Raw genomic sequence first — 23,884 nt, 5'->3', positions numbered from 1 at the left:
CTTTTCAGAGTGCCTGGAGAATATTATTAAATCTTTTTTCAAATTTATAATTTTGGCCTCTTTGCTCATTGTTTTTTCATCGCATAGCGTTGCACAAACGCGTCGTTTGGGACTATGGGAACAATGGTTTACTCCGAATGAGGACGCAAAAGATCAAATGGCAGGAATAAGAAAAAGTCTTATTGAAAGTAATCAACAGTTCAAAGAAAAAATGGCTGCATTAGATACTGAAAAGAAAAAAGCAGTTGAGGCAGAAATGGCAGCTTCTGGAGTTGATCTTCATCTCGATAAACCAGATGGTGTTATTGGCCTACAGTTTTGCATCGATCAAAAATGGCTTGATGCGACGGCATTGTCAGAGGCAAAGAATAAGTCCCTATGCAAGCGTACGGTGACTAACAAGCCAGATGAAGTTACTGAGGTTGTACTACAGTGCAAACAGAATGGACATAAACAGTCAACGAAACTGACCATGATTCATCATGGCGATACAGATATTGTCGCAATATTACCTACTTCTATAATGAGAATGCGTTGGATAAAGGATGATTGCGGGGCGCTAAAAAAATAGACCCGGGAGTGATCAATATGTGGCGTTGCGCATATATTCAAACACATTAATTTGCTCGGATAAAGAGATGCAGACCTGCTATAGAAAAACTCAATGACATAAACATGTTGGCAGTGGAGTCGGATGCGCCTCACACCCACAGTTTGCCTACTGTGGGTGTGCCAAAGCAGTGCACGAATGCACTGCTCATAACCACCTTACTGCATATGCCACCCATGACTAACCGTGATGGATTGACCCGTCAACGCGTTGGTGCCAAAGGCCGCCAGGAATAGCGCGGTTTGTGCGACGTCTTGCACGGTCGTGAATTCGCCATCGACGGTTTCCTTGAGCATGACATTCTTGATGACTTCTGCTTCTGTGATGCCGAGTTCTTTTGCCTGTTCCGGGATTTGTTTATCGACCAGTGGGGTGCGGACAAAGCCTGGGCAGATGACGTTGGCGCGGATATTGTTTTTGGCACCTTCCTTGGCGACCACTTTTGCCAGGCCTATCAGGCCGTGCTTGGCGGTGACGTAAGGGGCTTTCAGTGGTGAGGCTTCGTGGGAGTGAACTGAGCCCATGTAGATCACGCTGCCGCCTTTGCCGCCAGCGATCATGGAACGCATACAGGCGCGGGTGGTGAGGAAAGCGCCGTCCAGATGGATAGCGAGCATTTTTTTCCAGTTATCCAGGCTCAGGTCAACCACAGGGCTGATGATTTGTATGCCTGCATTGCTGATGAGGATGTCGATGTTGCCGTAGGCGGCGATGGCATCTGCCACACCTTTATCTACCTGTGCTTCGTCAGTCACATTCATGGCCACTGCCATGGCGGTGCCGCCGGATGCTTCGATTTCTTTGGCGGTGGCTTGTGCTGCTTCCAAAGCCATATCGGCGATAACGATTTTGGCACCTTGTTTGGCGTATTCTATGGCGATTTCTTTGCCTATGCCGCTGGCAGCGCCAGTGATGAGGGCGACTTTATTATTGAGTAGCATGTGAATTCCTTTATTTGCTTATTTCTTGGTGGTGGCGAGGTAATCGTACGCAACTGTGCCGTAGGGCAGAGTCAGGTCAGACAGGATATGAACTGCAGATAATACTTCCAGTACCGGCAAGCCAGCGACAGGGGCCAGGGCATGTGCGTGCAAATCCAGAGCACCTGGCCCACCCCACGCACCTTTGACGGTGATGTCGGTTAGTTGGTACTGCACCAGTTCGCAGATGCGCGGCGTGCCATCGACATGGGGGATGATTTTTAATAAAAAATTCGGGATTTCCATGCTCGCTTTGACGGCTGCATGATCGAGTTGCGTGTGCTTGAAACCCATCGTGCCGGTGGCGATGCGGAAGTCGCTGTAGTCCAGTGTGCCTATCAGGGTGTCTTTGTGCACCCTGAGCTCCGGGTCTCCTAGTTTCTTTGGGAAACCCCATAACTCACGTCCAGCCGCAATCGGTGGGTGGTCGTTCAGATACATGCTGTGCACGTAAGCGCCATGCACGCCATCAAGGGTGACCGGAATAACCTGGCCGGATTCGCAATAATGTCCAAACCCTGTTGAATCCGGCATGTTGATGAACTCAAACTTGACGACAGGTTCTGCAAGCTTCAATGGTGCCGGGATGATTTTTTCCAGCAACTCAGGATCAGTACGGTAGGTGATGATCAGGTATTCCCTGTCGGTAAAGCGATAAGGGCCTGGCGGGAAAGCAGAATTGGGGTAGGGCATTGCAAAGGCATTGCGGCGGATTTCATCTTCTGTCATTTGTCTTCTTCCTGAGCTAATGCATGGGTGAGTGCGGCAATGGATGACGCTGTGCTGCGTGTGTGCTTCAGTAAAATTTCTTGCCTTGAAATAAGCCATTGTTAGACTCTTAAGATATAGCCATCTGCGCATAAATAAAGTTGCAAATAAAACTAATTTGTATCAGTTTGTAGGCGGCTTGCGCCGCAGCATCCTGCAGCCACTTGAATTGACTGATAAAGTGCACATATAAGCTTGCATACTGGTGCCTGGAGGTAATACCTGAGGCACTGCAAATTGGATAGCTGCGGCATCAAGCCGGCAGCGGAAAGGCAGCATAAAATGAGTAAAGAAATCAGAATCGACTTTGTATCAGACGTGTCATGCCCATGGTGCATCATCGGGCTCAAGTCGCTTGAGCAAGCCATAGAACGCGTAGGTGACAATGCCAATGTGCAATTGCATTTTCAGCCTTTTGAGTTAAATCCGGCAATGGTGCCGGAAGGGCAGGATATTGCAGAACACCTGGCCGAAAAATACGGTGCCACCCAGGAACAGACTGCCAAAAACCGCGAAATGATACGGGCACGCGGTGCAGAGCTGGGCTTTGAATTCAACATGGCAACGCGTAGCCGCATCTACAATACCTTCGACGCGCACCGCTTGCTGCATTGGGCTGAACTGCAAGGACGCCAGCACGCGCTGAAAGTGGCGCTGTTTGAACTGTATTTCAGCAAGGGTGAAAGCCCGGCTTCGCATGAAGCCCTGGTACGTGTGGCAGGTGAAGTGGGATTGGATACGGCAGAGGCCGCGCGGATTCTGGCATCAAGTGACTATGCTGAAGAAGTGCGTGAAACAGAGCGCTATTATCACCAGCAAGGCATCAGTTCTGTACCGGCAATCATCATCAATGAACGCCATCTGATTTCAGGTGGTCAGCCGCCGGAAGTATTTGAGCAGGCATTGCGCCAGATTGCTGCGCAGGGATAAGACAGTTCGTCTGGGATCCTAAAAAAGATCCGGGAACAAATCCGGGACCAGGAGCTTCTCAATGTAGAGACGCTCCTGGTTTTTTTCTTTTCAATAAGTAGAATTTATTCCTGTTTCATGGAATGAGTTCCAGTGATTGCAAAAAACGATCTGCAATTTCTGCTGCCTTGTTGTCTTGTGGTGCATGGCCAATTTGCTGCATGTAAATGGTATGTGGCGCTACATAGGCTCTCAGAATAAAATCCTGACCCTCAAGCCTGCCTTTTAATTGTTTCCCTTTCAAGTTACCTTTGGGCAGGTCTATATCTTTCCAGCCACTGTCAGTATCAAGTAAAAACCTGGAAACAAAACTTCTGCGCAAGTTGTCCAGCATGGTGTTCAGGTAGATAGTTTCATAGCCTGCTGGCGATGTGTCATCCGGGCGAAATTCCAATATCCCCAGCATCAGCGTGCTGCCCTCTGTTTCCATTAAGTAGGTGGTGCGTTTATACGGGGCTCCTTTACGGTCGGGCATCGCCTCTTCGGTTTTTTCTGGTGTGCCTGCTGCCCAAAATTTGATGTGCTTGTCGTCAGTGGTAAATGTTTGGCCGCCAGATTCTGCTGCCTGAACCAGTCCGCAAAACATGGAGATCAGGATGATGATTGCTGACCATAGTTTTCTTGCGTGGATGTGCATGCTAGTTTCCTTAAAAAGTCTTTACGATATGGGGCTTAGTGGTAGTTATTTACAATTCTCTGGCATCCTCCGGCTGACAAGTCAGCAGGAATGCGCGTGTATAAACCACAGTGCAATGATTATATTGATGTTGTGCTTTCAGCTCAAATTCCAGGCGATCAGCGGTAATCTCTGGCGATGTATGGTAGTTAAGTGTCAGTGTTAGCTGTAATACAGGTTTTTGTCGCCAGAATCGATAATGTTTTATAGTATGCAATACTGTCAATCCTCTCATTCAAGCCATGCAAGTTCACAAAATCGCTATTTCATTGCTGCTGTTTGGTCTTGTTCTGCACACTTCTGTTGCCCGGGCGGATGAGCCGGCGTGCCAGTCTTATGCTTTTGTCGAAGACCACAGCAAGCTGGCACTGGTCAGTGTCAAAGCAGATGCTGAGCAAAAACTGTACTTTTACAAGGATGAAAAATCTTGCCCTGAAAAAGGAGAGGCCTGCAAGATCAAAGCCTATGTGCTGGCTGGCGATGAGCTGATCACCAATCAACGCAGGGGTGATTGGGTTTGTGCCTGGTATCCCGGCGCCAAACGCGAAACAGTGGGCTGGGTCAGGGCGGACAGATTGCTTCACAAATCCAGCCTTGCTGAAGCTGCCGTGGCGAAACCAGATGACTGGCTGGGTAAGTGGGTTTTCTATAAGTTCGCTGAACTGAGTATAAAGAAAAAAGGAAAATCACTTAGCTATGCTGGCAATGCGGTATGGGAGGGGGGCGGTGGCAATGTCCATGTCGGCGACGTATCCGGGTTGATGGTGCCGCAAGCCAATAAGGCTCTGTTGAACGACGGTGCAGAAGGAGATGGCTGTAAGCTTGAATTGAGCTTGCTTGGATCTTATCTGGTCGTCAAGGACAATAATGTCTGCGGCGGTCTGAATGTCAGTTTCAGAGGTGTTTACCGGAAGAAGTCAGCAAAGTAGATAACAGGTCATAGCAGGCCAGATGTCGTACACTTGGCCTACATCAGACTGCAGCTTACGGCATCAGTCCGGATTTTGTTCACACCATTTGGCCCACATACCTCGATAGGCAGTCTCGACTTTACGGGCGAAGCCGGTTTCATCCATCAGGGGACTGGCCTTCATTTGTTCGCGCAAACCAGCGCGCAGGCTTGCTAGTGCTGGCAAGTTGCTGGCAAGTGCTACTGCTTTTTCTATATATTCCTCTTCTGTCCTGGCTATCCATTCAGGATGGCCTGCGCCTTTGAGTATGGAGCTGCCAAGCAAGCCCATACTGGGTCGGCCAGCCAGTGTCACATAGGGCACGCCCATGTACAGAGTTTCAAACAGGGTTGTGCCAGAATTGTGAGGAAAACAATCCAGTCCTATATCAATCTTGCGCATGGTGTCCCATGGTGGGCTGTGACAACCTATATCGAGTCGTGAGCGGTCTATGCCGTGGGCAGCAAATTTTCCAATGAAGGTCTCTTGCATGAAACTTTCACGGAAGTTGTGGCTGTCGATGATCAGTCTGGCACCATTCACTTTTTTCAGTATCGCTGACCATACGGCAATAAGATTGTCGTTGATGCGTATGGCCCGGCTCAACGTGCCAAAAGTGATGCAGTTACGCTGTAGTGCTGGCAACGAATTGACTGCACCCATGTCTTTACCTGGACGATAGGCATAACCTGGTGTGTCGAGCCGCCACGGCTGCTCGGCAAATAGATGTTCACTACCTGCAGGTATGCTGGTGTCATCCATGAGCATATAGTCGATGGCCTTGACGCCGGTGGTGTATCCAAAGCCCAGCCATGACACAGAGACGGGGGCAGGTTTGCGCGCAAAGACCAGCAGCCGGTTTTGACCTGTATGGCCTGCCAGGTCTACCAGGATGTCGATGCCATCTGAGCGAATGCGTGCTGCCAGTGCTTCATCCGACATCAGCATGGTCGGAATCCAGTGATCTGCATAAGTTTTGTAGCGGGCAGTGACATCGTCTTCCCAATTCAATTGGGCATAAACATAAACTTCGACTTCGCGTTTGTCGTGGTGCGCCAGCAAGGGCTCCAGAAAGTGTTTGACCGAATGGTTATATAAGTCAGGTGAAACATAGCCTATTTTGAGACGTCTGGCCGGATCACGCCGGTTGGAAAATGCAAGCCAATCTTTTTTGTATATATTGGCAAAGCGCGCATCATACTCTTGGTAAGCTGCATATATTTCTGTACTGCTGAGATCTGGATGGTAATTCAGTGCGAACAGCAGATTGGTATGGGATTCGGCATAATCCGGGTTGATGGTACGGGCTTTTTTATAAAGGGTAATGGCATCGGCAATACGCCCCTGATCAACATAGACCAACGCCAGGTTATTGTGTGCCATGGGGCTGTCAGCATCCATCTGCAAGACTGTTTGGTAACAGGCTTCAGCGTCTTGCAAACGTCCCAATCTTTTATAGGCGTTGGCCAGATTGTGGTGCGGATTCAGTAGTTTGGAATCAAGTGCTATTGCGCTTTTAAAGCTGCTGATGGATTCGGCAAACTTTCCCTGTTGATAGGAAATCATGCCAAGATTATCGTAGGCCACTGCATCACCCGGCCTGATCTGCAAAACACGCCGGAGACTGGCTTCTGCTTCAGGGTAGCGACCCTGACTCATCAACAGCAACGCCAATGCGCCATGTGCGTCAGCAAAATCTTTTTGGATGAGTAAGGCTTTTTTCAGGCCATTTTCTGCCTCTGATGGTTTTCCTTGTTCCATGTGCAGCAATGCCAGTTTGAAATGACTGGCAGCATCGTCAGGCTGGTTCTTCACAGCTTGCTGCAAGACGGTTTCAGTCTCTGCCATTCGGCCTTGTTCCTGCATGACATCTGCCAGACGTGTCAATGCGGGGGCATATGACTGTATAGCCAGGGCATTGCGATAGCTTGACTCTGCATCCGCCAGCTTGCCTTGCTGATGCAAAATCGAGCCGAGATTAAAATGTGCTTCAGTAAAATCAGGCTTTAGTCCGATGACCTTTCTGAAACCTGTTTCTGCCTCAAGCAACTTGGATTGCTCTCTTAAGGTCACACTCAGGTTGTAAAGTGTTATTACGTTATCTGGCGCCAGTTCCAGTGAATGCCTGCAAAGGACTTCGGCTTCAGGGAAGCGTTGCAATACCATCAGGATGTTCAGCAGTGAATCTCTTGCCTCACTCACGTCTGGCCTTAGCCTGAGTATGTTTTCCAGACTGTCGGCAGCCTGGCTTAGCTTGTTGTCCTGTTGCAGTAACATGGCCAGGGCGTAATGTGCCTGTAAAAAATCAGGGTTGATACTGATGGCAGTACGGTAGCTTGCTTCTGCCTCTGCAAGTCGGCCTTGCTGTTGCAGCAGAGTGGCCAGATTAAAATGTGCATGGCTGAAATCAGGCTTGATTTCCAGCGCTTTGCGGCAACTGCTTTCGGCTTCTTGCCAGCGGGCCTGGGCTTTGAGGGTAATGCTCAAATTGAAATGGGCCAGGGCATTGCCGGGCTGGACTTGTACGACTTTGCGATAACAGGCTTCTGCTTCATCAAGACGGGCTTGCTGGTCCAGCACCAGCCCCAGATTCAGCAAGGCATCGCTGTAATCAGGTTTGATCTCTATGGCGCGGCGATAAGATGCCTCGGCTTCAGTCAGCATCTGTTTTTCATAGTAGATATCACCGAGACTGTTATGTGTCTGGGCGTCATGTGGATTTAAATCCAGCGCTTGTTGATAGCAGAGTATTGCTTCGTCGGGTTTGCCTGCTTTGACGAGTGCATCGCCTTGCTGCATGTACTGACTATTACCGTGGTCATTGTCGTGGTTTTGATCGTCGCTACGGTTGGCTGTTGTGCTGCTAGACACTTGTTCTGGTGTAGTTGAGTTTTCAGATGTAGCTGCATTTGAAGAAAACTGTTTTTTGAACCAGTTAAACATGGCGATTATTCCGATTTTGTTGACAAGGTTTTTTTATTGGATGGCTGATAGCGAGGCAGGCTGGTATTTTATCTGTATAAGGCCATGTTCATTTTTCTTCCACCCATTGCGCCTTGGGCATACCGTCCAGCATTTCTCTTACGCTGACATTGAACGCGCCGGCCTGATGTGCCGTGTATGCTTGTTTCCAGTGCGCATATCCTTTTTTAAAATCAGGAACGGGTTTTATCTGGCGCAACAGTTTTGTAATGCTCTTCTGTAAGGGCGCATCCTTGAATGGCAGATGTGGCAGTGTCTCGACAGCATTGCCCTTGATGGGGTTAGTCATGTTAATGCCATCCACACGAATGTGAACGACTTTGCCAAGGTCCTTGTAGTTTTCAATTTTGAGTATGGTGAGTGTCGAGGCCTCTTCCCCCTGGCGCGTGTGATATGCCCAGACCTGTCCAGCCTGCAGTGTTGCGGCACAGGCTGAAAATGGCAAAATACAAAGCAGAGTGAGGACGAGTGCGCGCATGGATGTGACTGATGAGTTTTTCAGACCACACACTAACTGAAGCTTTTTAAAAAATCAATTTATTGAATTTTAGACCGTGCAGTATTGCCGATGTGTTTGACAAGTAATGAGTGAGGGGCAGCTTGCAAGTGGCCCCTCAATGAGTGATTTTTGCTTGTTAGCTTTCCGCCACAAACCTCGCCCGTATCGATTTTTCTATCCCCGCCGCATCCAGCCCACATTGCGCCAATAGCAAACCAGGGTCACCATGATCGACAAAGCGGTCTGGCAAGCCGAGTATAAGAAGAGGCTTGTTGATGCCTGCCTCTGCCAGGGCTTCGGCTACGGCTGAACCGGCACCACCCATGGTGCAGCCTTCTTCTACTGTCACCAGTTCATCATGGCTGGCGGCCAGGGATTTGAGCAACTCCACATCCAGCGGTTTGACAAAGCGCATATTGGTCAGAGTGGCGTCGAGTTGCTCCGCCGCTTTCAGCGCAGGATGTACGAGAGAGCCAAAGGCCAGTATCGCAATGCGCTTGCCTTGGCGTTTGACTTCGCCTTTGCCCAGCGGGATCGTATCCAGGTCTTTACCTGTTGGCACACCGATGCCAGAACCACGCGGGTAACGTACAGCAGCAGGGCCGGAGTATTGATAGGCGGTGCTCAGCATCTGACGGCATTCATTTTCATCTGAGGCTGCCATGACGACCATATTCGGGATGCAGCGCAGATAGGCCAGATCATAATTACCTGCATGCGTTGCACCATCGGCACCCACCAGGCCAGCGCGGTCAAGTGCAAAAGTTACGTCCAGGTTTTGCAGTGCGACGTCATGGATCAATTGATCGTAAGCACGCTGTAAAAAAGTGGAGTAGATGGCGACGACAGGCTTCAGGCCTTCACAAGCCAGGCCTGCTGCAAAAGTGACTGAATGTTGTTCAGCGATGCCGACATCGTAATAACGTTTGGGGAATTGCTTTTCAAATTCCACCATGCCTGAACCTTCGCGCATGGCAGGGGTGATGGCGACCAGTTTTTGATCAGCCGCAGCCATGTCGCACAACCAGTTACCAAATACCTGGGTATAGCTTTGCTTGGCCGGTGCCGCCGCAGGTTTGATACCTTCAGCCGGGTTGAACTTGCCGGGACCGTGGTACAAAACAGGGTCAGCTTCGGCCAGTTTATACCCCTGACCTTTTTTGGTAACCACATGCAGAAATTGCGGACCTTTGAGGTTGCGGATGTTTTGCAGTGTCGGTATCAATGAGTCGAGGTCATGGCCATCGATAGGGCCTATGTAATTGAAACCGAATTCTTCAAACATGGTGGCTGGTACGATCATGCCTTTGGCATGTTCTTCAAAGCGCTTGGCCAGTTCCAGTACCGGTGAAGGCAAGACCGATTTGCCGACATTGCGGGCTGCTGCATAAAACTTGCCCGACATCAAACGCGCCAGGTAACGGTTCAATGCACCGACCGGTGGCGAGATTGACATGTCATTGTCATTCAATACCACCAGCAGATTGATGTCTTCATGTACGCCTGCATTATTCATGGCTTCAAATGCCATGCCTGCGGTCATCGAACCATCGCCGATGATGGCAACGGCGTGGCGGTCTTCACCCTTGGTGCGGGCAGCCAGTGCCATGCCCAGCGCAGCAGAAATCGAGGTTGATGAATGCGCGGTGCCAAAGGTATCGTACTCACTTTCAGCACGACGCGGGAAGCCGGAGATGCCATTCAACTGGCGCAGGCTATGCATCTGGTCACGTCGGCCGGTCAAAATCTTGTGCGGATAAGTCTGATGGCCCACATCCCATACCAGCCTGTCTTCCGGTGTGTTGAAGACATAGTGCAGGGCGATGGTTAATTCCACCGTGCCCAGATTCGACGACAAATGGCCGCCGGTTTTGGAAACGGATTCAAGCACATACTGACGTAACTCATCGGCCAGGGGCTTGAGTTGGCTGCGAGTCATGCTGCGCAGGTCAGCGGGGGAATTAATGGTGTTTAATAAAGTCGTCATTATTCTTTTCATTACTTGGCTAAACGCCTCAGATTGTCAGCTACATCATGTCTGGCTGACAGCCAGAGCTGCTATCGCATACTTGCACGGTATTCTTGTTCGGGCTTACTTCTGTCCGGGCTCTATCCTTAGACAGAATTCTTTGCCAAATCTATCGTTCGCTTTACTATTTTTTACTGCTGTGGTGCGCACGGCGCACCCTGCGCACTGCATATATTTCTACTGCTAACACAAAACTATCAAGCCTGACGCTGGACAATCAAATCCGCCAACTCGTGCAACAGCGTTGCCTTGTCACCAAAATTTTGTAAGGCTGCATGCGCATCATGGCACAGTTGCGTGGCTAATGCGCGTGAAGCGTCCAGCCCCATGAGACTGACAAAGGTCGGCTTGTTATCTGCCGCGTCCTTGCCTGCCGTCTTGCCCAGAGTGGCAGAATCTGCCGTTGCATCCAGTACATCATCGACCACCTGGAAGGCCAGTCCTATGGCGGAGGCATAGCTATCCAGTGCTGCAGTATCATCAGCTGTCAGGGTTTTTCCGCACATGGCGCCTAATAATACAGAAGCACGCAACAGGGCGCCGGTTTTCAACCTGTGCATTTGTTCCAGTTGTTCGCGGTTCAAGGCGACACCGACACTGGCCAGATCAATCGCCTGGCCGCCGCACATGCCAACAGAACCGGCGGCGCGTGCCAGCAATTGCAACATGGCCAGTTTGGCAGCAGCATCGCCTTCACCCTCTGACAACACCAAAAAGGCTTGCGCCTGCAAGGCATCACCCACCAGCAAGGCGGTTGCTTCGTCATATTTGATGTGCACGGTGGGTTTGCCACGACGCAGGGCATCGTCGTCCATGCAGGGCATGTCGTCATGTACTAATGAATAGGCATGGATCATTTCCACTGCTGCTGCTGCCCGGCTCAGCAAGGTGGCTGGGGCATCAAACAACTGGCCCGCTGCGTACACTAATAAGGGACGCACTCTTTTACCGCCATCCAGAGTCGCATAACGCATGGCGGCATGTAATTGTTGCGGGACCGTATTTTCGTCTGGTAAAAACTGTTTCAGGCTGGTTTCGCACTCTGCCTGGGTTTGTCGCATCCAGTTACCAAATTGTTCACTCATGTTGTTTCCTCACCGCCGTTGCTGCCGCCATTGTTGCTGGAATCGACAAATGGCTTGAGCATGCCAGCTTCCAGCACCTTGACTTGTTGCTCTACTTTTTCGAGTTGGGCTGCACAATATTTCACCAGTTCAGAACCACGTTGGTAAGCACTCACAGAGGCTTCAAGCGGCAGTTCGCCTGCTTCCATGCTGGAGACTAGTTTATTAAGTTCTGCCATGGCATCTTCAAAGGACAGACCTTCCAAATGGGCCGGAACAGATAGATTTGCAGTTGCTTGTTTTTTTGTCATAAAGAAATGTTTGTTTCGCGCCGTTAACAAAAAAAAGTGAAACCAAACGTAAAAATCGGCGTGAAAAGTAAGGTAAACAGAGTTCAACCTGCTATTTTAGAGCAATCCCAAGAAATTTACTGTTTATTGCAATCATGGCAATCAAATTTAGGGGACTTACTCGAAGCTGTTGCCGATTTTAGATTTGTTCTCAAGTTATACTAAATTTTTGTAGAAATTGCGTTTCAAACATTTCCATGTGGAAATTAACGGTATATAGTACGTTTCATCCAGTTTGATTAATTCTTGTGCAGATTAATTGTTTTCCAATGATCAGTAGTTAATTGGCAAATTGCCTTAAAAACTATAAATGTGTCATGAGCTTGTCTTAATGTTTTGCAATTGTAGTAGCCGATTTGCATTACATTACTATTTGTAGAAATTTTCTTACTTTCATTGTTTTAATTGTAGCCTGAGCAAAACAACCCGACTTCATTGCTATCATGTCCACGCCAGCACACCAGCCCAAGCCTACCGGTACTGTATTGCAGTCCCGTGATGCAGTCTTGCGCGCGCTTATTCCGCTGGCGAATCATCTGGTAGCATCGCAAATCGATGCATTTTCTGCCCGGCTGGCAAATGCTTTCCTGGCTTTGTCCGAGCAAAGCATGGATGCCCGCGAAGCAAACCTGAGCTTTAACGCAGGGCAATTGCTGAAAAAAAATGGCTATGCCTTTTTCTACCTGACCTCGGCAGGATTTGAAGCCGCATTCCGCAAGGAAATCGATGCTCTCCTGCAAGGTGTCAAAATTGTCGCCAGCAATGCCGACGTTGCGCTGACACTGGTTACTTATGAAGAGATGGACAAAAAGCTGGCTCTGAGCAGGGCTGGCCGTACGCTGGAACTTGATAGTGCCGAGCAGTATGCTGCGCTGAACATGCGTTTTGCCCATCTAATGGAACATGATGCATTAAGTATTGCGCAAAACCCCTTCCGCCCAGAAATTTTCTTGCACACCATCTATTCAGCCTGGTGTGAATTTGACCCTGAAGTCAATACCCACGAACTGGTGTTGCCTCTGTTGCGCGCAGACATCCTGTTTGATCTGGAACCAATTTTAAATGCACTCAATGAAGCGCTGATTGCCAAGGGCATTCTGCCTGACTTGCATGAGTCCTTCCGCATACGCCGTAATCGCAATTCAGAAAGACGTAAAGAAGCAAGCCCTGGCGATATCTCGCAAAAACTCAGGAACCTTTTGTCTGGTAATGCCCAGGCCGGTGCCGCGAATGAGGCAACTGGCCACTCTGGAGGCGGACATGGCGGTGGCGCTGGTGGTATGAACGCAGGCGGCGGATCAGCAGGTGGCGTTGCCGGTGCTGGTGGCGGCTCTGGTAGTTTCGCTGGACAGTCTGGCGGATCAGGTCAAATGGGTGGTGCACCAGATGGTGCTGGTGGTTCTACACCTTATTCTGGCTTTGCCCAGGCAGGTGAACCGCAGACAGTAGCGCGCGCAGAGTTGTTCCAGAAACTGGCTGACCTGCAAAAGAGCGTCAAGCTGCAGCAAATGATGGCTGGCGCGCAAGACGTTTTGCGCCTCTCGCAAATGCGTGAGCAAATGCCGGAAATTGCCAATACCGGCATAGAAAAAAATACTCTGGATTTGCTGTCACAGGTTTTTGACAGCGTCTTCCGCAATCAGGCTATCCCGACACAGATCAAGGAATTGATCTCGGTTCTGCAAATACCTGTCCTCAAGGCCGCCTTGATGGACAAGGAATTCTTTTTCCAGGAAAACCATCCAGCCCGTCGCCTGGTTGATTTGCTGTCACGCTACAGCCTGGCCTGGGACCAGAAAAAAGGCCAGCAAGATCCCCTGTTCCAGACCATGCAGCGCAACGTCCATCGTGTGCAGCAAGAGTTTGACCAGGAAGTTGCCCTGTTTGAAGAAGTCGTCAACGATCTCGAATCTTTCATACAGAAAGAAGAGAAAGAAGCGGCAGAGGCATTGCAACTGCCCATCAAAACAGCGCTCAAAAAAGAAAAAGTCAAACAGGCTGGTATTGCCGCCACTCACGAAGTCTCATTGCGGGTGGGCACTGGTGAAGTCGTCGCCTTTGTTGAAACCTTCCTCGAAGACCGCTGGACCAAGGTGTTGACCCTGGCCTATAGCGTCAAGGAAGAAAAACCTTATGCCGTTGAAGACGCCATCAAGACCATGGACGATCTGATCTGGAGCGTCAAACCCAAGATCACCCTGCAACAACGTCAGGAATTATTGAACCGCCTGCCTGCAATTTTGGCACGCCTGAACAAATGGCTGAGCCTCATCAAATGGGAAGACGCCGACCGCGTACAGTTCTTTGCTGACCTGGCAGAGTGCCACGCCTCCATTGTCCGCGCACCACTCGATCTGTCGCCAGAACGCCAGATAGAAATCGCCGTTGAAGTCGCACAGCAGGCCGCTGAACGCAGGATGGCAAAACGTGCAGAAGCGGAAGGCAAGGCCGAGGCCGAGCCTGCACCTCCGCCAGATGAGCACGTTGATACCGTTACTGAACTCGAGCGCGGCGTCTGGCTGGAATTCACTAAAAAAACCGGTGGTACCACCAAGGTCAAACTCGCTTGGGTCAGTCCCATGCGCAGTCTGTACATCTTCACTACCGGTGACAAGGAAAAAACCTTCCAGGTCACTGCCGAAGAACTCGAACAAACCTTCCGCGAAAAACGCGCGAAGATACTCGAACTCGACCGCGTCGTTGATCGTGCTCTGACTGAAGCGTTGGAAAATACGCCAGATGAGCAAGAGAATGAAGAAGAGATGAGTCTCGTTTGATTTTCGCTGGTAAATAGTATTAAACGTACAAGCGAAAGCATCTGAAATAAAGCCCCTGGAAGTCGTGTCAAAGCTTGATTAAAATGGCACACTCTTTGTCCCATCACCACTTCTCTTAAAGAACACTGGCCTGGCATTCGCTTGCTTATGTGCACAGCGATATTTTGATGTCGACACCTTCTTTATTTTCACGCAATGAGATTGCTTTCCTTCTTAATCGCCACAGTTTGGGCGACAAACGCCCACACGGCAGATCAGCAACTGAGCTGCATGGACGCATTTCTTACCCGTGGTGCAGAAAGCAAGCTGATCCAGCAACATCCAGCACAAGCACGCAGGCCCAGTGAACATGTGCTGGAAGTGAAGTATGCAAATGGCACAAAACGTTTTATCGATAAACCACCGCATGTGGATATTGGTGGTACACGCTGGTTTTACTGTGGCTACAATGCAGCACAAAATTTGCATCTGATAGGTCACACTATAGATTCACTGTTCAGTGGCCTCATCTTGCGCCATAGTGACGGCAAGACTTTCAAGGCTGGTCATACGATATTGATGTCGCCACAACGGACGAAATTTCTTGCTATCGAACAGCAAAATGGCTTTGATGGCGAAGACTGGGCAGTCTACAAGCTATACGGGAAAAAATTGTGGCAAGGATACGCGGGCATCCTGAGCACGCCTAAGAATGATTCGGCAATGGTGATTGCCCAATTTGTTAATCCTGTCTGGCGCGATGACAATATACTCGAAGCAGATTTGAGTTGTGCAGATATTGTCAAAGGGAAGGTGACTTTGCGTACAGGTAAAGCTGCAGCGCGCTGGTCTTCGTCGCCGGCCTGTTAAGACTTTATTCTTGTAAGCTCTGCCATGACAAATAACCCTATTTATCTGCATCTCAAGCCAGGCGCTGAGCCAACTGACATATCAGCATGTTCCCCTTATGTCGCGATCGTCATGATAGAGGATGATGTTAGCCCAGAGTGGCGTTCAACGATCAGCCGCTGGCTGGTGGATACGGGATGCCTGTATATGATTGCCTGGGGGAAGGAGTGCTCTCTGTGGGATGATGTTGTGGATTGGTGTCACATGGAGAAATATGACTACGGGGATTATCCTGAGGATAGTTTCTTGATCACAAGCTGGTTTTCGGATTACACATTGGAAGAACTCTTTGAGTTTGCTAAAGTCCATATAGAACATCCTACTGTTGAGCTCAGACATACAATATTGCTGCACATTTCTGCCTACAGTAATGATGATGCCATATTGAGGGCATATGCAGATGCGTGACGGATAAAACATTGCAGGGTGAGGTACTTACATCTGGCTTTTCATAGCCTTTTCGTATCAAGGAGAGATCAATGCAACTCGGTAACTTTTCTATCAGCCTCGCCGTCAAGGACCTGGCGGCATCACTGGCATTTTATGAGAAATTTGGCTTCAAAAAATTTGCTGGTGATGCTTCGCAAAACTGGTTGATACTCAAGAATGGCGAGCATGTCATAGGTTTATTTCAGGGTGTGTTTGAAAAGAATATGCTGACCTTTAACCCCGGCTGGGACAGCAACGCGAATGCACTGGAAAGTTTTACCGATGTACGAGAATTGCAGCGCCAATTGAAACAGCAAGGCGTGCAATTGACCGAGCAGGCAGATGAATCAACGACAGGGCCAGCGTATTTCATGGCGATAGATCCTGACGGAAATCCGTTGCTGGTTGATCAGCATGTGTAGTTGCTCAAGCTTGCGGTTAGACTGATAGTCTCTGACCTGGGCAGATCTACCGCTTATTTTTTTGAAAGGCTGACCGGTGAAATCTTTTTTGTCTGCAATAGTGTTGGTGCAGTTGTTTCATCTGAATGGTGCGACGGCGGCACCGCCGGTCACTGCTCAGGTTCTGGAGAATAGGGCCCCGGTTCTGCAAGCGAGTGAAGTCGTTGAATCTGCAAAGAGTTTTCTGGCGAAAGAGAGACGGCTGGATATGAAAAAATTTGTACTCACCCACCTTTCATTTATTTATTATTCTGAATGGATGGCTACAGAAAAGAATTTCAATGGCGAATGGAGTGTATCTTTTGCTCCGGCTGGGAGTCTTAAGGCAGTTGATTCTGACGTCACGGTTTATGTGACAAACGAGAAAAAACCGACATACAAAATTGGAATGGGGGCCATAGGGCGTTTTGCCGCTATACATATGCCTATCATCACGCAATGAACATCTCCCTCAATGCTTGAGGGAGATGCTTGTTTTTCTCTGATTCATCCTCACTCATACGCAGGCAACCTGCGCTGCTCATCCGCATTAAAATACTGCTTGCGCACTTGATCCAGTGCTGCCTGTTTTTCGGTGGCGCTGTGGAATGCCATTTCGGTATTGAGCTTGCTTTTTTGTTCCAGGTATTGCTGTATGCGGGCTTTCCAGATGCTTTCTTCGCGGTCGACTTCGGCCAGTCTGCTGGCGACTTCTGGTGACGTGGCGGCAGCGCGCATTTTGTAGATGTCTTCGTCGCTGGCGCCTGTGGCACGCAGGTTTGCTGCCTGTTCTTCGAGGCGTATGACCTGGTAGGGGGCATTTTTTTCTTCTCTCAATGCAGCAGGCAAGGCATCGTCCAGGGCTTTGAGTTGTGCCAGTTTCTGTTCTTGATTCAGACTGGTGTTTTCGGCGACATCCATGCGGTTCAGGGCATCAATATCGTAGGCGTCGTCAAAACCGAACATGGCCTGGTTTTCTTTTTCACTGAAGAAGCGCTGGCGGGTTTGCTGCATGGCAGACCAGCGTTGGCGGGCTGCTGCAGCCATGCTGGTCTTGCCCGCATTGACGTTTTGTGCATTGGCTTCCACACCAACCAGTGCTTCTTTGTACTGGATGTAGCGGGCCAGTAAATTCTTGGCTTGTATGGCGGCATTGCCGCTGAGTTTTTGATCCAGTACGCGTTCAATTTCGGCGCGTATCTCGGGTAATTTTTTCTCACCGGTGGCGGCCAGATAGTAATCAAACAGCAGGCGTAATTCTGCGCTGACTTGCAATTGACTGGTATCAGTTTGCCCGATATTGCCGTCCTGGGTGGTACCTTCAAACGAGCGGACGAAGTCAAAGCTTTTATCGGCCTTGCGTTGCTTGATGGGTTCGTTATTGCTTTCTGATTTCAGGGAAGTAAAAACGAAAAAAACCGCGACGACCAAAGCCGTCGCGCCAGCAAATGCCAGATTGGCTGTTCTCATAGACTCCCGCTCCTTGTTCAAATTTACATCTTTGCGTGGACTACATCCGGGGCCAGTGTTACAGGCCCTGATTTTTCAGGCGGTTTGCATGTTGACGATACAGGGTAACCGGATTGGTTTCAAAGATATTTGTCAGGCCTATGGTCTGATTTACTTCGTCCAGATGGTTCATTGCATAGTCATCACGTATTACCTTGCCCAGATGGGTGGCGCAGCTGGCAACCAGGCCATCATTTTTTTCACCAGCAAATGCCAGTGAAGTCAGTGCCAGGGCAGGATCTATGATGTCAAGCAAATTGGTATAAGGCTTGGCACCACTCCAGGAGAAATACGCCACACCGCGTGCTGTGTAGGCACCTTCACCGCATGCTGTTGTTGGTACGCCTTCAGGGTATTTGGCGTTGAACTTCAGCGAACCGGCCGTGCTCAGCGAATTAGCTGCGGCCAGTGAGTTTTGCGGCATGGTCGGGCTGCCTGACAAGAAGCTGATGACTTGTGCCAGGCCATTCGTGATCGAGACCAGTACGGTGTTCGACAATGAACCTGCCGGTGCTACACCAAGCAAAACATCTGCCACCTTGGAGCCGCGGTTTACGCCGCCTACCGAGGTTGCCGATGCCACCAGGTCGGGCCTGACGGATGCCACATAGCGTATGGTGGGGCCACCATGGCTATGTCCTATCAGATTGACTTTGGCTGCACCTGTGACGGCCAGGATTTGTTTAACCTGGGTCAGCAATTGTTCGCCCCGGACTTCGGTGCTGTTGGCAGCCGCAACCTGGGTAACATAGACCTTCGCACCATCACTGCGCAGGGCTGAGGGGATTCCATACCAGTAATCTACCGGGCCGATGTTATCGAACCCGAACAGGCCGTGCACCAGCACGATGGGATATTTTGTCTCCGTATAACCTGCTGCCCAGGACGGTGCTGGTAACACCATCATGGCCATGACGAACATCACTACACTTTTTACCATTTGTTTTTTCATTTTGTCTCTTTCATTGTTATCGTTGAAATGAAACGCAGCGGTGCCTATGTGTCTGCCTCTTGTGAGCAGATCTTGATATGGCAAGCTCAGGCTAGGTTTCCCGCGCCGGATTAGCAAGTTGCTATGCAACATAAAACAGTCAGGAAAATGAATAGTGTTGGGAATTTGTGACGGCGCAACTGCAGTTGTAAATTGTTAAATCATTTATATGCACTCTGTAGATGCCTGAGCAAGACTGATATAGAAGGGCTTTTAGATGAAATTCACTAAAATGAAGTCTTGCGTTTTTGACAGGCAAGAATTGTAGGCTCATCACAACAGGCTATATCAGCAGGTTTTGCACTGCTTCTGACGCCTTATTTCCTGTTATTTCTCACCTTTGTCCAGAACCTTCGTCAATACCATCGACAGGTGGTGCAGCTATGTGACAGCTTGTGATTGCGTGTTGGGAAAACACTGCGCGAACAAAAAAATACCCACGCAGGTGCTTTTCAATTTTTAAGAATGGTATATGATGAACATATGATATATCAGTTGTTCGGCGAAAATAAAACTATTTTGAGGATGACAACATGGATGACAAGCAGCGTTTGTTCCGCAGCCAGTATCAGGCTGCCACCAGTCCTTATTACAACGGGGTCTTGCATGGCTTGTTTGTGTTTGGTCTTGGTATTGCCCTCATTGTGGCGGCGCTGTCCCAGGTGCAGACTGCTGGCTGGATCTGGCTGGGTGTGCCAGCGACCTTGCTGTTTGCCAACCTGAATGAATGGTATGTGCATAAAAACCGTTTGCACAAACGCGGCAAGAATCGCCTATCGCAATTGATCTGGTATCGCCACACCAAGGAACATCATCATTACTTCACTCATGAAGAAATGCGTGTCGCCAGCACGCGTGAATACCGTATCGTGTTTTTCCCGGCCTATGCCTTTGTCATGATCGCTATTCAAAGTATCTTGCTGGGTCTGGTCTGTGCATTGGTGGCGGGGCGCAATCTTGGCTATATCGTATTTGCCACGGCCATCGCTTTTTACCTCTTGTATGAAGCCATGCATTTTCTCTGCCACGTTGGTGAAAATAGCCTGGTCAGGCATCTGCCTCTGGTGAACACCATGCGCAGGAATCATATGGTGCACCATACCCAGGCGCTGATGACCGACTACAATATGAATCTGACATTTCCCTTTGCTGACTGGTTGCTCGGCACATCAGACTTGCAGCGCAGTTTGCTAGGTACCGTTTTCAATGGCTATGGTTCACAGCACCTGAAACCGGAAGTGGCCAGACGCTATCAGGAGCTTGGCATGCAGCCACCAGTGCCACATCCGCAAGCACCACTGGAGCCTGTCAGCTTGGTAATGATGTCCCCTGATGCCAAATAAAATCTTATGAAACAACAGTCGTCTATATCACCAGCAGACCATGGATAAAACAGAATTCAGCAAACTTTTTCCCATCATCAAAAGCGAATCACAGGCAGCGCGTGCTTATCGCCTGCTGGAATTACGTATCGTCTCTCTGGACCTTAAACCTGGTCAGGCGATTACTGAAAGTGAACTCTGTGATTACCTCGATCTGGGTCGCACACCTGTGCGTGAAGCCTTGCAAAGACTGGCGCAAGAATGGCTGATCAAGGTCTTGCCAAGGCGCGGCATGATCGTCAGCGAAGTTGACCTGCAATGCCAGATGCGCCTGATAGAAGCACGCCGCGCCATGGAAGGCAGCCTCATACGCATCGCTACCCGTAAGGCCGGCAAGGATGAACGTGAACAGTTTCGCACCTTGGCGGCAGGCTTCCGAGAAGCCGCCGACAAGGCTGATGAATTCATCCTCAGCGAAACAGATAGTGCCTTTAATCAACTGGTATTTGAAGTGGCCGGAAATGAATTCCTGGTATCTGCGCTGCAGCGCATGCATGCCTTGTCACGTCGTTTCTGGAAGATACAGTCACAGTTTGAAGACATCCTGCATCTCACCGCCATGACCCACGCCGACCTGGCAGATGCAATTGCCAGTGGCAATGCCGAGGCAGCCGTTGCTGCCACTGAAAAGCTGCTCGACAATGTCGAAGCTTATACCCGCGCTGCCCTGGATCGAAGTTAAATCAAAATTAAAACAATTGGATCGGAGACAAGGGCACACCATGGGCACACATATCTACAATGCCATAGAGATACAACGTCCTGTCCAGCAGGTATTTGACTATGCCTGCACACCTGTACACTGGCCAGACTGGCATCCTTCTTCCTTGAAGCTCTACATGGATCAAACTGGTATCGCCACCGGCGGAACCAGGTTTGAAGAAGATGTGCGTGCCGGTGGCCGTACCGGGCATCTGGTGTGGACTGTGACTGAATACCAAGATCGGCGTCGCTGGACAGGGCAGGCAACAGTCGATAACGGTGCCAGCCTGACGGTCAGTTATCATTTATCAGCAACTGCGACGGGTACTTTGTTTGAACGACATCTGCATTACGAATTGCCAAGCCTGATGTTGAGAATCCTGAATTTCCTGGTCTTGCGTCGTCGTATTGCAGCAGAATCAGCCTTGTCTTTGCGGCAGTTGAAAGCTGTCTTGCAGGCGGCTTAAGGTCAGGCTGCGCTATGACCAGAATTGTTTTAGCCTCTTTGCTTTGACGGCAGATTAGCGAGAGGCTTGCGTCGTCAACACGACGGCCCTCAACGCTGCCTTCTCTGCAAATCCAGTAATTTCTAATACTTTTATATCATTTCATCATCATTTCAGGCCATTTTTTTCAAGTTCAGGTATAATCCCCGGTTCTGTCCAAAATTTCCTCTTCAAGTCGTTTGATCGTTTGAATTTTCGTCTGGATTGAAAGTCCTTACGGAACAGGTATTTGTGGATTCTTTCTCTCTTAGGTTGGTGCAAATTAATTTGGGGGGTGGGGATGTCCGATCTGGCTTCTTTGTCTACACTCGCGCGTTCTGACGCGCAACTTCCGGTTCACGTGTATTTTGATGAAACGCTGTTACAGCGCGAAATCAAAGATTTATTCCAGTCTGGTCCGCGTTATGTCGGCCATGAACTCATGGTGCCCAATGTCGGCGACTTTGCCACGCTTGCTGCCGAAAACGAAGGCCGCATGCTGGTGCGTAGCGCACAGGGCATAGAACTGATGTCAAATGTCTGCCGTCACCGCCAGGCATTGATGTTCAATGGGCGCGGCAATACCAATAATATTGTCTGCCCGCTGCATCGCTGGACTTATGACCTCAAAGGCGAGCTCATAGGTGCGCCGCATTTTGCCGACACACCTTGCCTGAATTTGCAGCGCACACCATTGCAAAACTGGAATGGCCTGCTGTTCGAACAAAACGGCTACAACGTCATGGAACGCATGTCCAAACTCAGTGTCACCCAGGACCTGGATTTCACTGACTATATGCTGGACCATGTCGAGGTACATGAATGTGATTACAACTGGAAGACTTTTATCGAAGTCTATCTGGAAGATTATCACGTCGAACCCTTCCATCCTGGCCTGGGCAGCTTTGTCTCTTGTGATGACCTCAAATGGGAATTCGGCGAAGACTACAGCGTGCAAACCGTGGGCGTACACAAGGGTTTGCAAAAATCTGGCTCACCCACTTACCAGCGCTGGCAAGAGCAGGTACTGAAGTTCCGTAATGGTGAAGCACCCAAGTACGGCGCGATCTGGTTGACGCTGTACCCGAACATCATGGTTGAATGGTATCCACATGTGCTGGTGGTATCTACCCTGTGGCCAACAGCTACTGGCAAAACCCGCAATGTAGTTGAGTTTTATTATCCTGAAGAAATCGTCTTGTTCGAACGTGAATTCATAGAGGCCGAACGTGCCGCCTATATGGAAACCTGCGTCGAGGATGATGAGATAGGCCAGCGTATGGATGCCGGGCGCAAGATTCTGTTTGACCGCGGTGTCAATGAAGTTGGCCCCTATCAGTCGCCCATGGAAGATGGCATGCAGCACTTCCATGAATGGTACCGAAGAAAAATCGCAGTGTAGTGTTGATAGCGTAAATATGGGAGGCCTGTGCCTCCCTTATCTTTTGGAGTCGTGTTTTTATGCAGTCTTTATGGATGCTGGTTGCCAGTTTTCTGTTTTCCATCATGGGTGTTTGCGTCAAGCTGGCATCGGTTGATTATTCCACCGCTGAAATTGTTGCTTATCGTGGTGCCATAGGCATGTTGATGATCGCCGTACTGGTCAAGTTCCAGGGAGGTAGCTTGAAAACGCGCATGCCTTACCATCATCTGGTACGTGGTGGTGTCGGCGTAGTCTCACTATGGTTATGGTTTTATGCCCTGGGTAAATTGCCGCTGGCGATGGCCGTGACACTGAATTACATGTCACCGATCTGGATAGCAGCCATCTTGCTGACAGGTGCCTGGTGGAACAAGCAGCGCGGCCTGACCTGGCAACCCATCGCCGCCATCATCATGGGCTTTGTTGGCGTGGTCTTGCTGTTGCGCCCCAGCATACATGCTGACCAGGTCATGGGTGGCATGCTGGCCCTGTTGTCGGGCATGCTGGCGGCCTGGGCGTATATGCAAGTCAGGCAAATGGGTTTGCTGGGCGAGCCTGAATACCGTGTGGTGTTTTATTTTTCCCTGACCTGCGCCGTGGCTGGATTATTGGGTGCGCTGATCGGCAAATCAGTCTATGCCGCTGCGGGCGATGTCACCTGGCACCATCTGGATAGTAAAGGCATCATGCTCCTGCTGGCGATAGGCGTGACAGCCGCCAGCGCACAAATGGCCATGACACGCGCCTACCGTCTTGGTAATACTCTGGTCACAGCCAACCTGCAATATGTGGGCATCGTGTTTTCCAGTGTATGGGATTTGCTGATCTGGAAAGTCAGCCTGGCCTGGTTAAGCTGGATAGGTATCGCTGTGATTTTATGTAGCGGCCTGATCGCAACATTCTATAATGCCAAAACCAATCGCAAATCCATACCTGGCGATGCCATCAGTTCAGAATAATCATCATCTTATTTTTCAGGAG

Annotated in this window: 23 protein-coding genes; 13 read left to right on the top strand and 10 right to left on the bottom strand. The window is 49.7% G+C overall.

Going from position 1 to position 23,884, the window contains the following annotated elements; genetic code table 11:
* Window positions 1–157: 157 nt before the first annotated feature.
* Window positions 158–571: a hypothetical protein gene (locus tag AC3WQT_RS03785; protein WP_492702401.1), complete on the top strand. Its 414-nt coding sequence runs from the start codon at window positions 158–160 to the stop codon at window positions 569–571.
* Window positions 572–768: 197 nt separating this feature from the next.
* On the opposite strand, the gene AC3WQT_RS03780 is transcribed toward AC3WQT_RS03785, so the two are convergent.
* On the bottom strand, window positions 769–1,551 hold the full coding sequence (locus AC3WQT_RS03780) for a 3-hydroxybutyrate dehydrogenase (protein ID WP_492702399.1): 783 nt from the start codon (window positions 1,549–1,551) through the stop codon (window positions 769–771).
* Between the two features lie 18 nt (window positions 1,552–1,569).
* The gene (locus AC3WQT_RS03775; protein WP_492702397.1) at window positions 1,570–2,319 is read right to left on the bottom strand and encodes an acetoacetate decarboxylase; all 750 of its coding nucleotides are present in this window, start codon (window positions 2,317–2,319) and stop codon (window positions 1,570–1,572) included.
* Window positions 2,320–2,640: 321 nt separating this feature from the next.
* Between AC3WQT_RS03775 and AC3WQT_RS03770 the strand changes: the two genes are divergently transcribed.
* Complete coding sequence (locus AC3WQT_RS03770; RefSeq protein ID WP_492702395.1) at window positions 2,641–3,288, top strand: DsbA family oxidoreductase; 648 nt, start codon at window positions 2,641–2,643, stop codon at window positions 3,286–3,288.
* 115 nt (window positions 3,289–3,403) lie between these two features.
* Here the strand turns inward: AC3WQT_RS03770 and AC3WQT_RS03765 are convergent, their stop codons facing one another.
* Complete coding sequence (locus tag AC3WQT_RS03765) at window positions 3,404–3,964, bottom strand: hypothetical protein (RefSeq protein WP_492702393.1); 561 nt, start codon at window positions 3,962–3,964, stop codon at window positions 3,404–3,406.
* Window positions 3,965–4,245: 281 nt separating this feature from the next.
* On the opposite strand from AC3WQT_RS03765, the gene AC3WQT_RS03760 reads away from it, so the two are divergent.
* A complete protein-coding gene (locus AC3WQT_RS03760) occupies window positions 4,246–4,932 on the top strand; it encodes a hypothetical protein (protein WP_492702391.1) in 687 nt (228 codons plus the stop codon).
* A gap of 63 nt (window positions 4,933–4,995) precedes the next feature.
* Here AC3WQT_RS03760 and AC3WQT_RS03755 read toward each other — a convergent pair whose 3' ends face one another.
* The 5 genes from AC3WQT_RS03755 to AC3WQT_RS03735 all read right to left on the bottom strand — a co-directional run bounded on the left by AC3WQT_RS03755 (window position 4,996) and on the right by AC3WQT_RS03735 (window position 11,838).
* Entirely contained in the window at window positions 4,996–7,896 is a 2,901-nt protein-coding gene (locus AC3WQT_RS03755) for a tetratricopeptide repeat protein (RefSeq protein WP_492702389.1), read from the bottom strand.
* 88 nt (window positions 7,897–7,984) lie between these two features.
* Window positions 7,985–8,413 (bottom strand): hypothetical protein, encoded by a 429-nt coding sequence (locus AC3WQT_RS03750; protein ID WP_492702387.1) that lies wholly within the window; start codon window positions 8,411–8,413, stop codon window positions 7,985–7,987.
* A gap of 157 nt (window positions 8,414–8,570) precedes the next feature.
* Entirely contained in the window at window positions 8,571–10,421 is a 1,851-nt protein-coding gene (dxs, locus tag AC3WQT_RS03745) for a 1-deoxy-D-xylulose-5-phosphate synthase (RefSeq protein WP_492702385.1), read from the bottom strand.
* Window positions 10,422–10,660: 239 nt separating this feature from the next.
* Window positions 10,661–11,548 (bottom strand): polyprenyl synthetase family protein, encoded by an 888-nt coding sequence (locus tag AC3WQT_RS03740; RefSeq protein WP_492702383.1) that lies wholly within the window; start codon window positions 11,546–11,548, stop codon window positions 10,661–10,663.
* Window positions 11,545–11,838, bottom strand: coding sequence for an exodeoxyribonuclease VII small subunit (locus AC3WQT_RS03735; protein ID WP_423012464.1), 294 nt, complete (start codon window positions 11,836–11,838; stop codon window positions 11,545–11,547). The genes AC3WQT_RS03740 and AC3WQT_RS03735 overlap by 4 nt, the downstream gene beginning before the upstream one ends.
* Window positions 11,839–12,320: 482 nt before the next feature.
* Here AC3WQT_RS03735 and AC3WQT_RS03730 point away from each other — a divergent pair, with 482 nt between their 5' ends.
* From AC3WQT_RS03730 to AC3WQT_RS03710, 5 genes are all read left to right on the top strand, one after another.
* Window positions 12,321–14,654, top strand: coding sequence for a DUF1631 family protein (locus AC3WQT_RS03730; protein ID WP_492702381.1), 2,334 nt, complete (start codon window positions 12,321–12,323; stop codon window positions 14,652–14,654).
* A 270-nt stretch (window positions 14,655–14,924) separates the two neighbouring features.
* Complete coding sequence (locus AC3WQT_RS03725) at window positions 14,925–15,503, top strand: hypothetical protein (protein ID WP_492702379.1); 579 nt, start codon at window positions 14,925–14,927, stop codon at window positions 15,501–15,503.
* 24 nt (window positions 15,504–15,527) lie between these two features.
* Window positions 15,528–15,950, top strand: coding sequence for a DUF7684 family protein (locus tag AC3WQT_RS03720; protein ID WP_492702377.1), 423 nt, complete (start codon window positions 15,528–15,530; stop codon window positions 15,948–15,950).
* A 71-nt stretch (window positions 15,951–16,021) separates the two neighbouring features.
* A complete protein-coding gene (locus tag AC3WQT_RS03715; RefSeq protein ID WP_492702375.1) occupies window positions 16,022–16,393 on the top strand; it encodes a VOC family protein in 372 nt (123 codons plus the stop codon).
* Window positions 16,394–16,469: 76 nt separating this feature from the next.
* A complete protein-coding gene (locus AC3WQT_RS03710; RefSeq protein WP_492702373.1) occupies window positions 16,470–16,874 on the top strand; it encodes a hypothetical protein in 405 nt (134 codons plus the stop codon).
* Between the two features lie 50 nt (window positions 16,875–16,924).
* Here the strand turns inward: AC3WQT_RS03710 and AC3WQT_RS03705 are convergent, their stop codons facing one another.
* Both AC3WQT_RS03705 and AC3WQT_RS03700 read right to left on the bottom strand, forming a co-directional pair.
* Complete coding sequence (locus tag AC3WQT_RS03705) at window positions 16,925–17,881, bottom strand: lipase secretion chaperone (protein ID WP_492702371.1); 957 nt, start codon at window positions 17,879–17,881, stop codon at window positions 16,925–16,927.
* Between the two features lie 58 nt (window positions 17,882–17,939).
* Window positions 17,940–18,872, bottom strand: a complete 933-nt coding sequence (locus AC3WQT_RS03700; RefSeq protein WP_492702369.1) for a lipase family alpha/beta hydrolase — start codon at window positions 18,870–18,872, stop codon at window positions 17,940–17,942.
* Between the two features lie 572 nt (window positions 18,873–19,444).
* Here AC3WQT_RS03700 and AC3WQT_RS03695 point away from each other — a divergent pair.
* The 5 genes from AC3WQT_RS03695 (at window position 19,445) to AC3WQT_RS03675 (ending at window position 23,862) form a co-directional block, all read left to right on the top strand.
* Entirely contained in the window at window positions 19,445–20,254 is an 810-nt protein-coding gene (locus AC3WQT_RS03695) for a sterol desaturase family protein (RefSeq protein WP_492702367.1), read from the top strand.
* A 40-nt stretch (window positions 20,255–20,294) separates the two neighbouring features.
* Window positions 20,295–20,975, top strand: a complete 681-nt coding sequence (locus AC3WQT_RS03690) for a GntR family transcriptional regulator (protein WP_492702365.1) — start codon at window positions 20,295–20,297, stop codon at window positions 20,973–20,975.
* 40 nt (window positions 20,976–21,015) lie between these two features.
* Window positions 21,016–21,462, top strand: coding sequence for an SRPBCC family protein (locus AC3WQT_RS03685; protein WP_492702363.1), 447 nt, complete (start codon window positions 21,016–21,018; stop codon window positions 21,460–21,462).
* 319 nt (window positions 21,463–21,781) lie between these two features.
* Window positions 21,782–22,882, top strand: a complete 1,101-nt coding sequence (locus AC3WQT_RS03680; RefSeq protein ID WP_492702361.1) for an aromatic ring-hydroxylating oxygenase subunit alpha — start codon at window positions 21,782–21,784, stop codon at window positions 22,880–22,882.
* 59 nt (window positions 22,883–22,941) lie between these two features.
* Complete coding sequence (locus AC3WQT_RS03675; protein WP_492702359.1) at window positions 22,942–23,862, top strand: DMT family transporter; 921 nt, start codon at window positions 22,942–22,944, stop codon at window positions 23,860–23,862.
* The last annotated feature ends 22 nt before the right edge of the window (window positions 23,863–23,884 follow it).

It is taken from the genome of Undibacterium sp. FW305-107, assembly GCF_058788535.1.
This window is presented reverse-complemented; position numbering and strand designations above follow the sequence as displayed.

Coding starts and splice junctions, on each gene's coding strand:
- AC3WQT_RS03680 (WP_492702361.1), top strand. CDS start 21,782: ATGTCCGATCTGGCTTCTTTGTCTACACTCGCGCGTTCTGACGCGCAA.
- AC3WQT_RS03700 (WP_492702369.1), bottom strand. CDS start 18,872: ATGAAAAAACAAATGGTAAAAAGTGTAGTGATGTTCGTCATGGCCATG.
- AC3WQT_RS03735 (WP_423012464.1), bottom strand. CDS start 11,838: ATGACAAAAAAACAAGCAACTGCAAATCTATCTGTTCCGGCCCATTTG.
- AC3WQT_RS03740 (WP_492702383.1), bottom strand. CDS start 11,548: ATGAGTGAACAATTTGGTAACTGGATGCGACAAACCCAGGCAGAGTGC.
- AC3WQT_RS03785 (WP_492702401.1), top strand. CDS start 158: ATGGCAGGAATAAGAAAAAGTCTTATTGAAAGTAATCAACAGTTCAAA.
- AC3WQT_RS03730 (WP_492702381.1), top strand. CDS start 12,321: ATGTCCACGCCAGCACACCAGCCCAAGCCTACCGGTACTGTATTGCAG.
- AC3WQT_RS03770 (WP_492702395.1), top strand. CDS start 2,641: ATGAGTAAAGAAATCAGAATCGACTTTGTATCAGACGTGTCATGCCCA.
- AC3WQT_RS03775 (WP_492702397.1), bottom strand. CDS start 2,319: ATGACAGAAGATGAAATCCGCCGCAATGCCTTTGCAATGCCCTACCCC.
- AC3WQT_RS03725 (WP_492702379.1), top strand. CDS start 14,925: ATGGACGCATTTCTTACCCGTGGTGCAGAAAGCAAGCTGATCCAGCAA.
- dxs (WP_492702385.1), bottom strand. CDS start 10,421: ATGACGACTTTATTAAACACCATTAATTCCCCCGCTGACCTGCGCAGC.
- AC3WQT_RS03715 (WP_492702375.1), top strand. CDS start 16,022: ATGCAACTCGGTAACTTTTCTATCAGCCTCGCCGTCAAGGACCTGGCG.
- AC3WQT_RS03765 (WP_492702393.1), bottom strand. CDS start 3,964: ATGCACATCCACGCAAGAAAACTATGGTCAGCAATCATCATCCTGATC.
- AC3WQT_RS03705 (WP_492702371.1), bottom strand. CDS start 17,881: ATGAGAACAGCCAATCTGGCATTTGCTGGCGCGACGGCTTTGGTCGTC.
- AC3WQT_RS03780 (WP_492702399.1), bottom strand. CDS start 1,551: ATGCTACTCAATAATAAAGTCGCCCTCATCACTGGCGCTGCCAGCGGC.
- AC3WQT_RS03720 (WP_492702377.1), top strand. CDS start 15,528: ATGACAAATAACCCTATTTATCTGCATCTCAAGCCAGGCGCTGAGCCA.
- AC3WQT_RS03760 (WP_492702391.1), top strand. CDS start 4,246: ATGCAAGTTCACAAAATCGCTATTTCATTGCTGCTGTTTGGTCTTGTT.
- AC3WQT_RS03690 (WP_492702365.1), top strand. CDS start 20,295: ATGGATAAAACAGAATTCAGCAAACTTTTTCCCATCATCAAAAGCGAA.
- AC3WQT_RS03685 (WP_492702363.1), top strand. CDS start 21,016: ATGGGCACACATATCTACAATGCCATAGAGATACAACGTCCTGTCCAG.
- AC3WQT_RS03755 (WP_492702389.1), bottom strand. CDS start 7,896: ATGTTTAACTGGTTCAAAAAACAGTTTTCTTCAAATGCAGCTACATCT.
- AC3WQT_RS03695 (WP_492702367.1), top strand. CDS start 19,445: ATGGATGACAAGCAGCGTTTGTTCCGCAGCCAGTATCAGGCTGCCACC.
- AC3WQT_RS03750 (WP_492702387.1), bottom strand. CDS start 8,413: ATGCGCGCACTCGTCCTCACTCTGCTTTGTATTTTGCCATTTTCAGCC.
- AC3WQT_RS03675 (WP_492702359.1), top strand. CDS start 22,942: ATGCAGTCTTTATGGATGCTGGTTGCCAGTTTTCTGTTTTCCATCATG.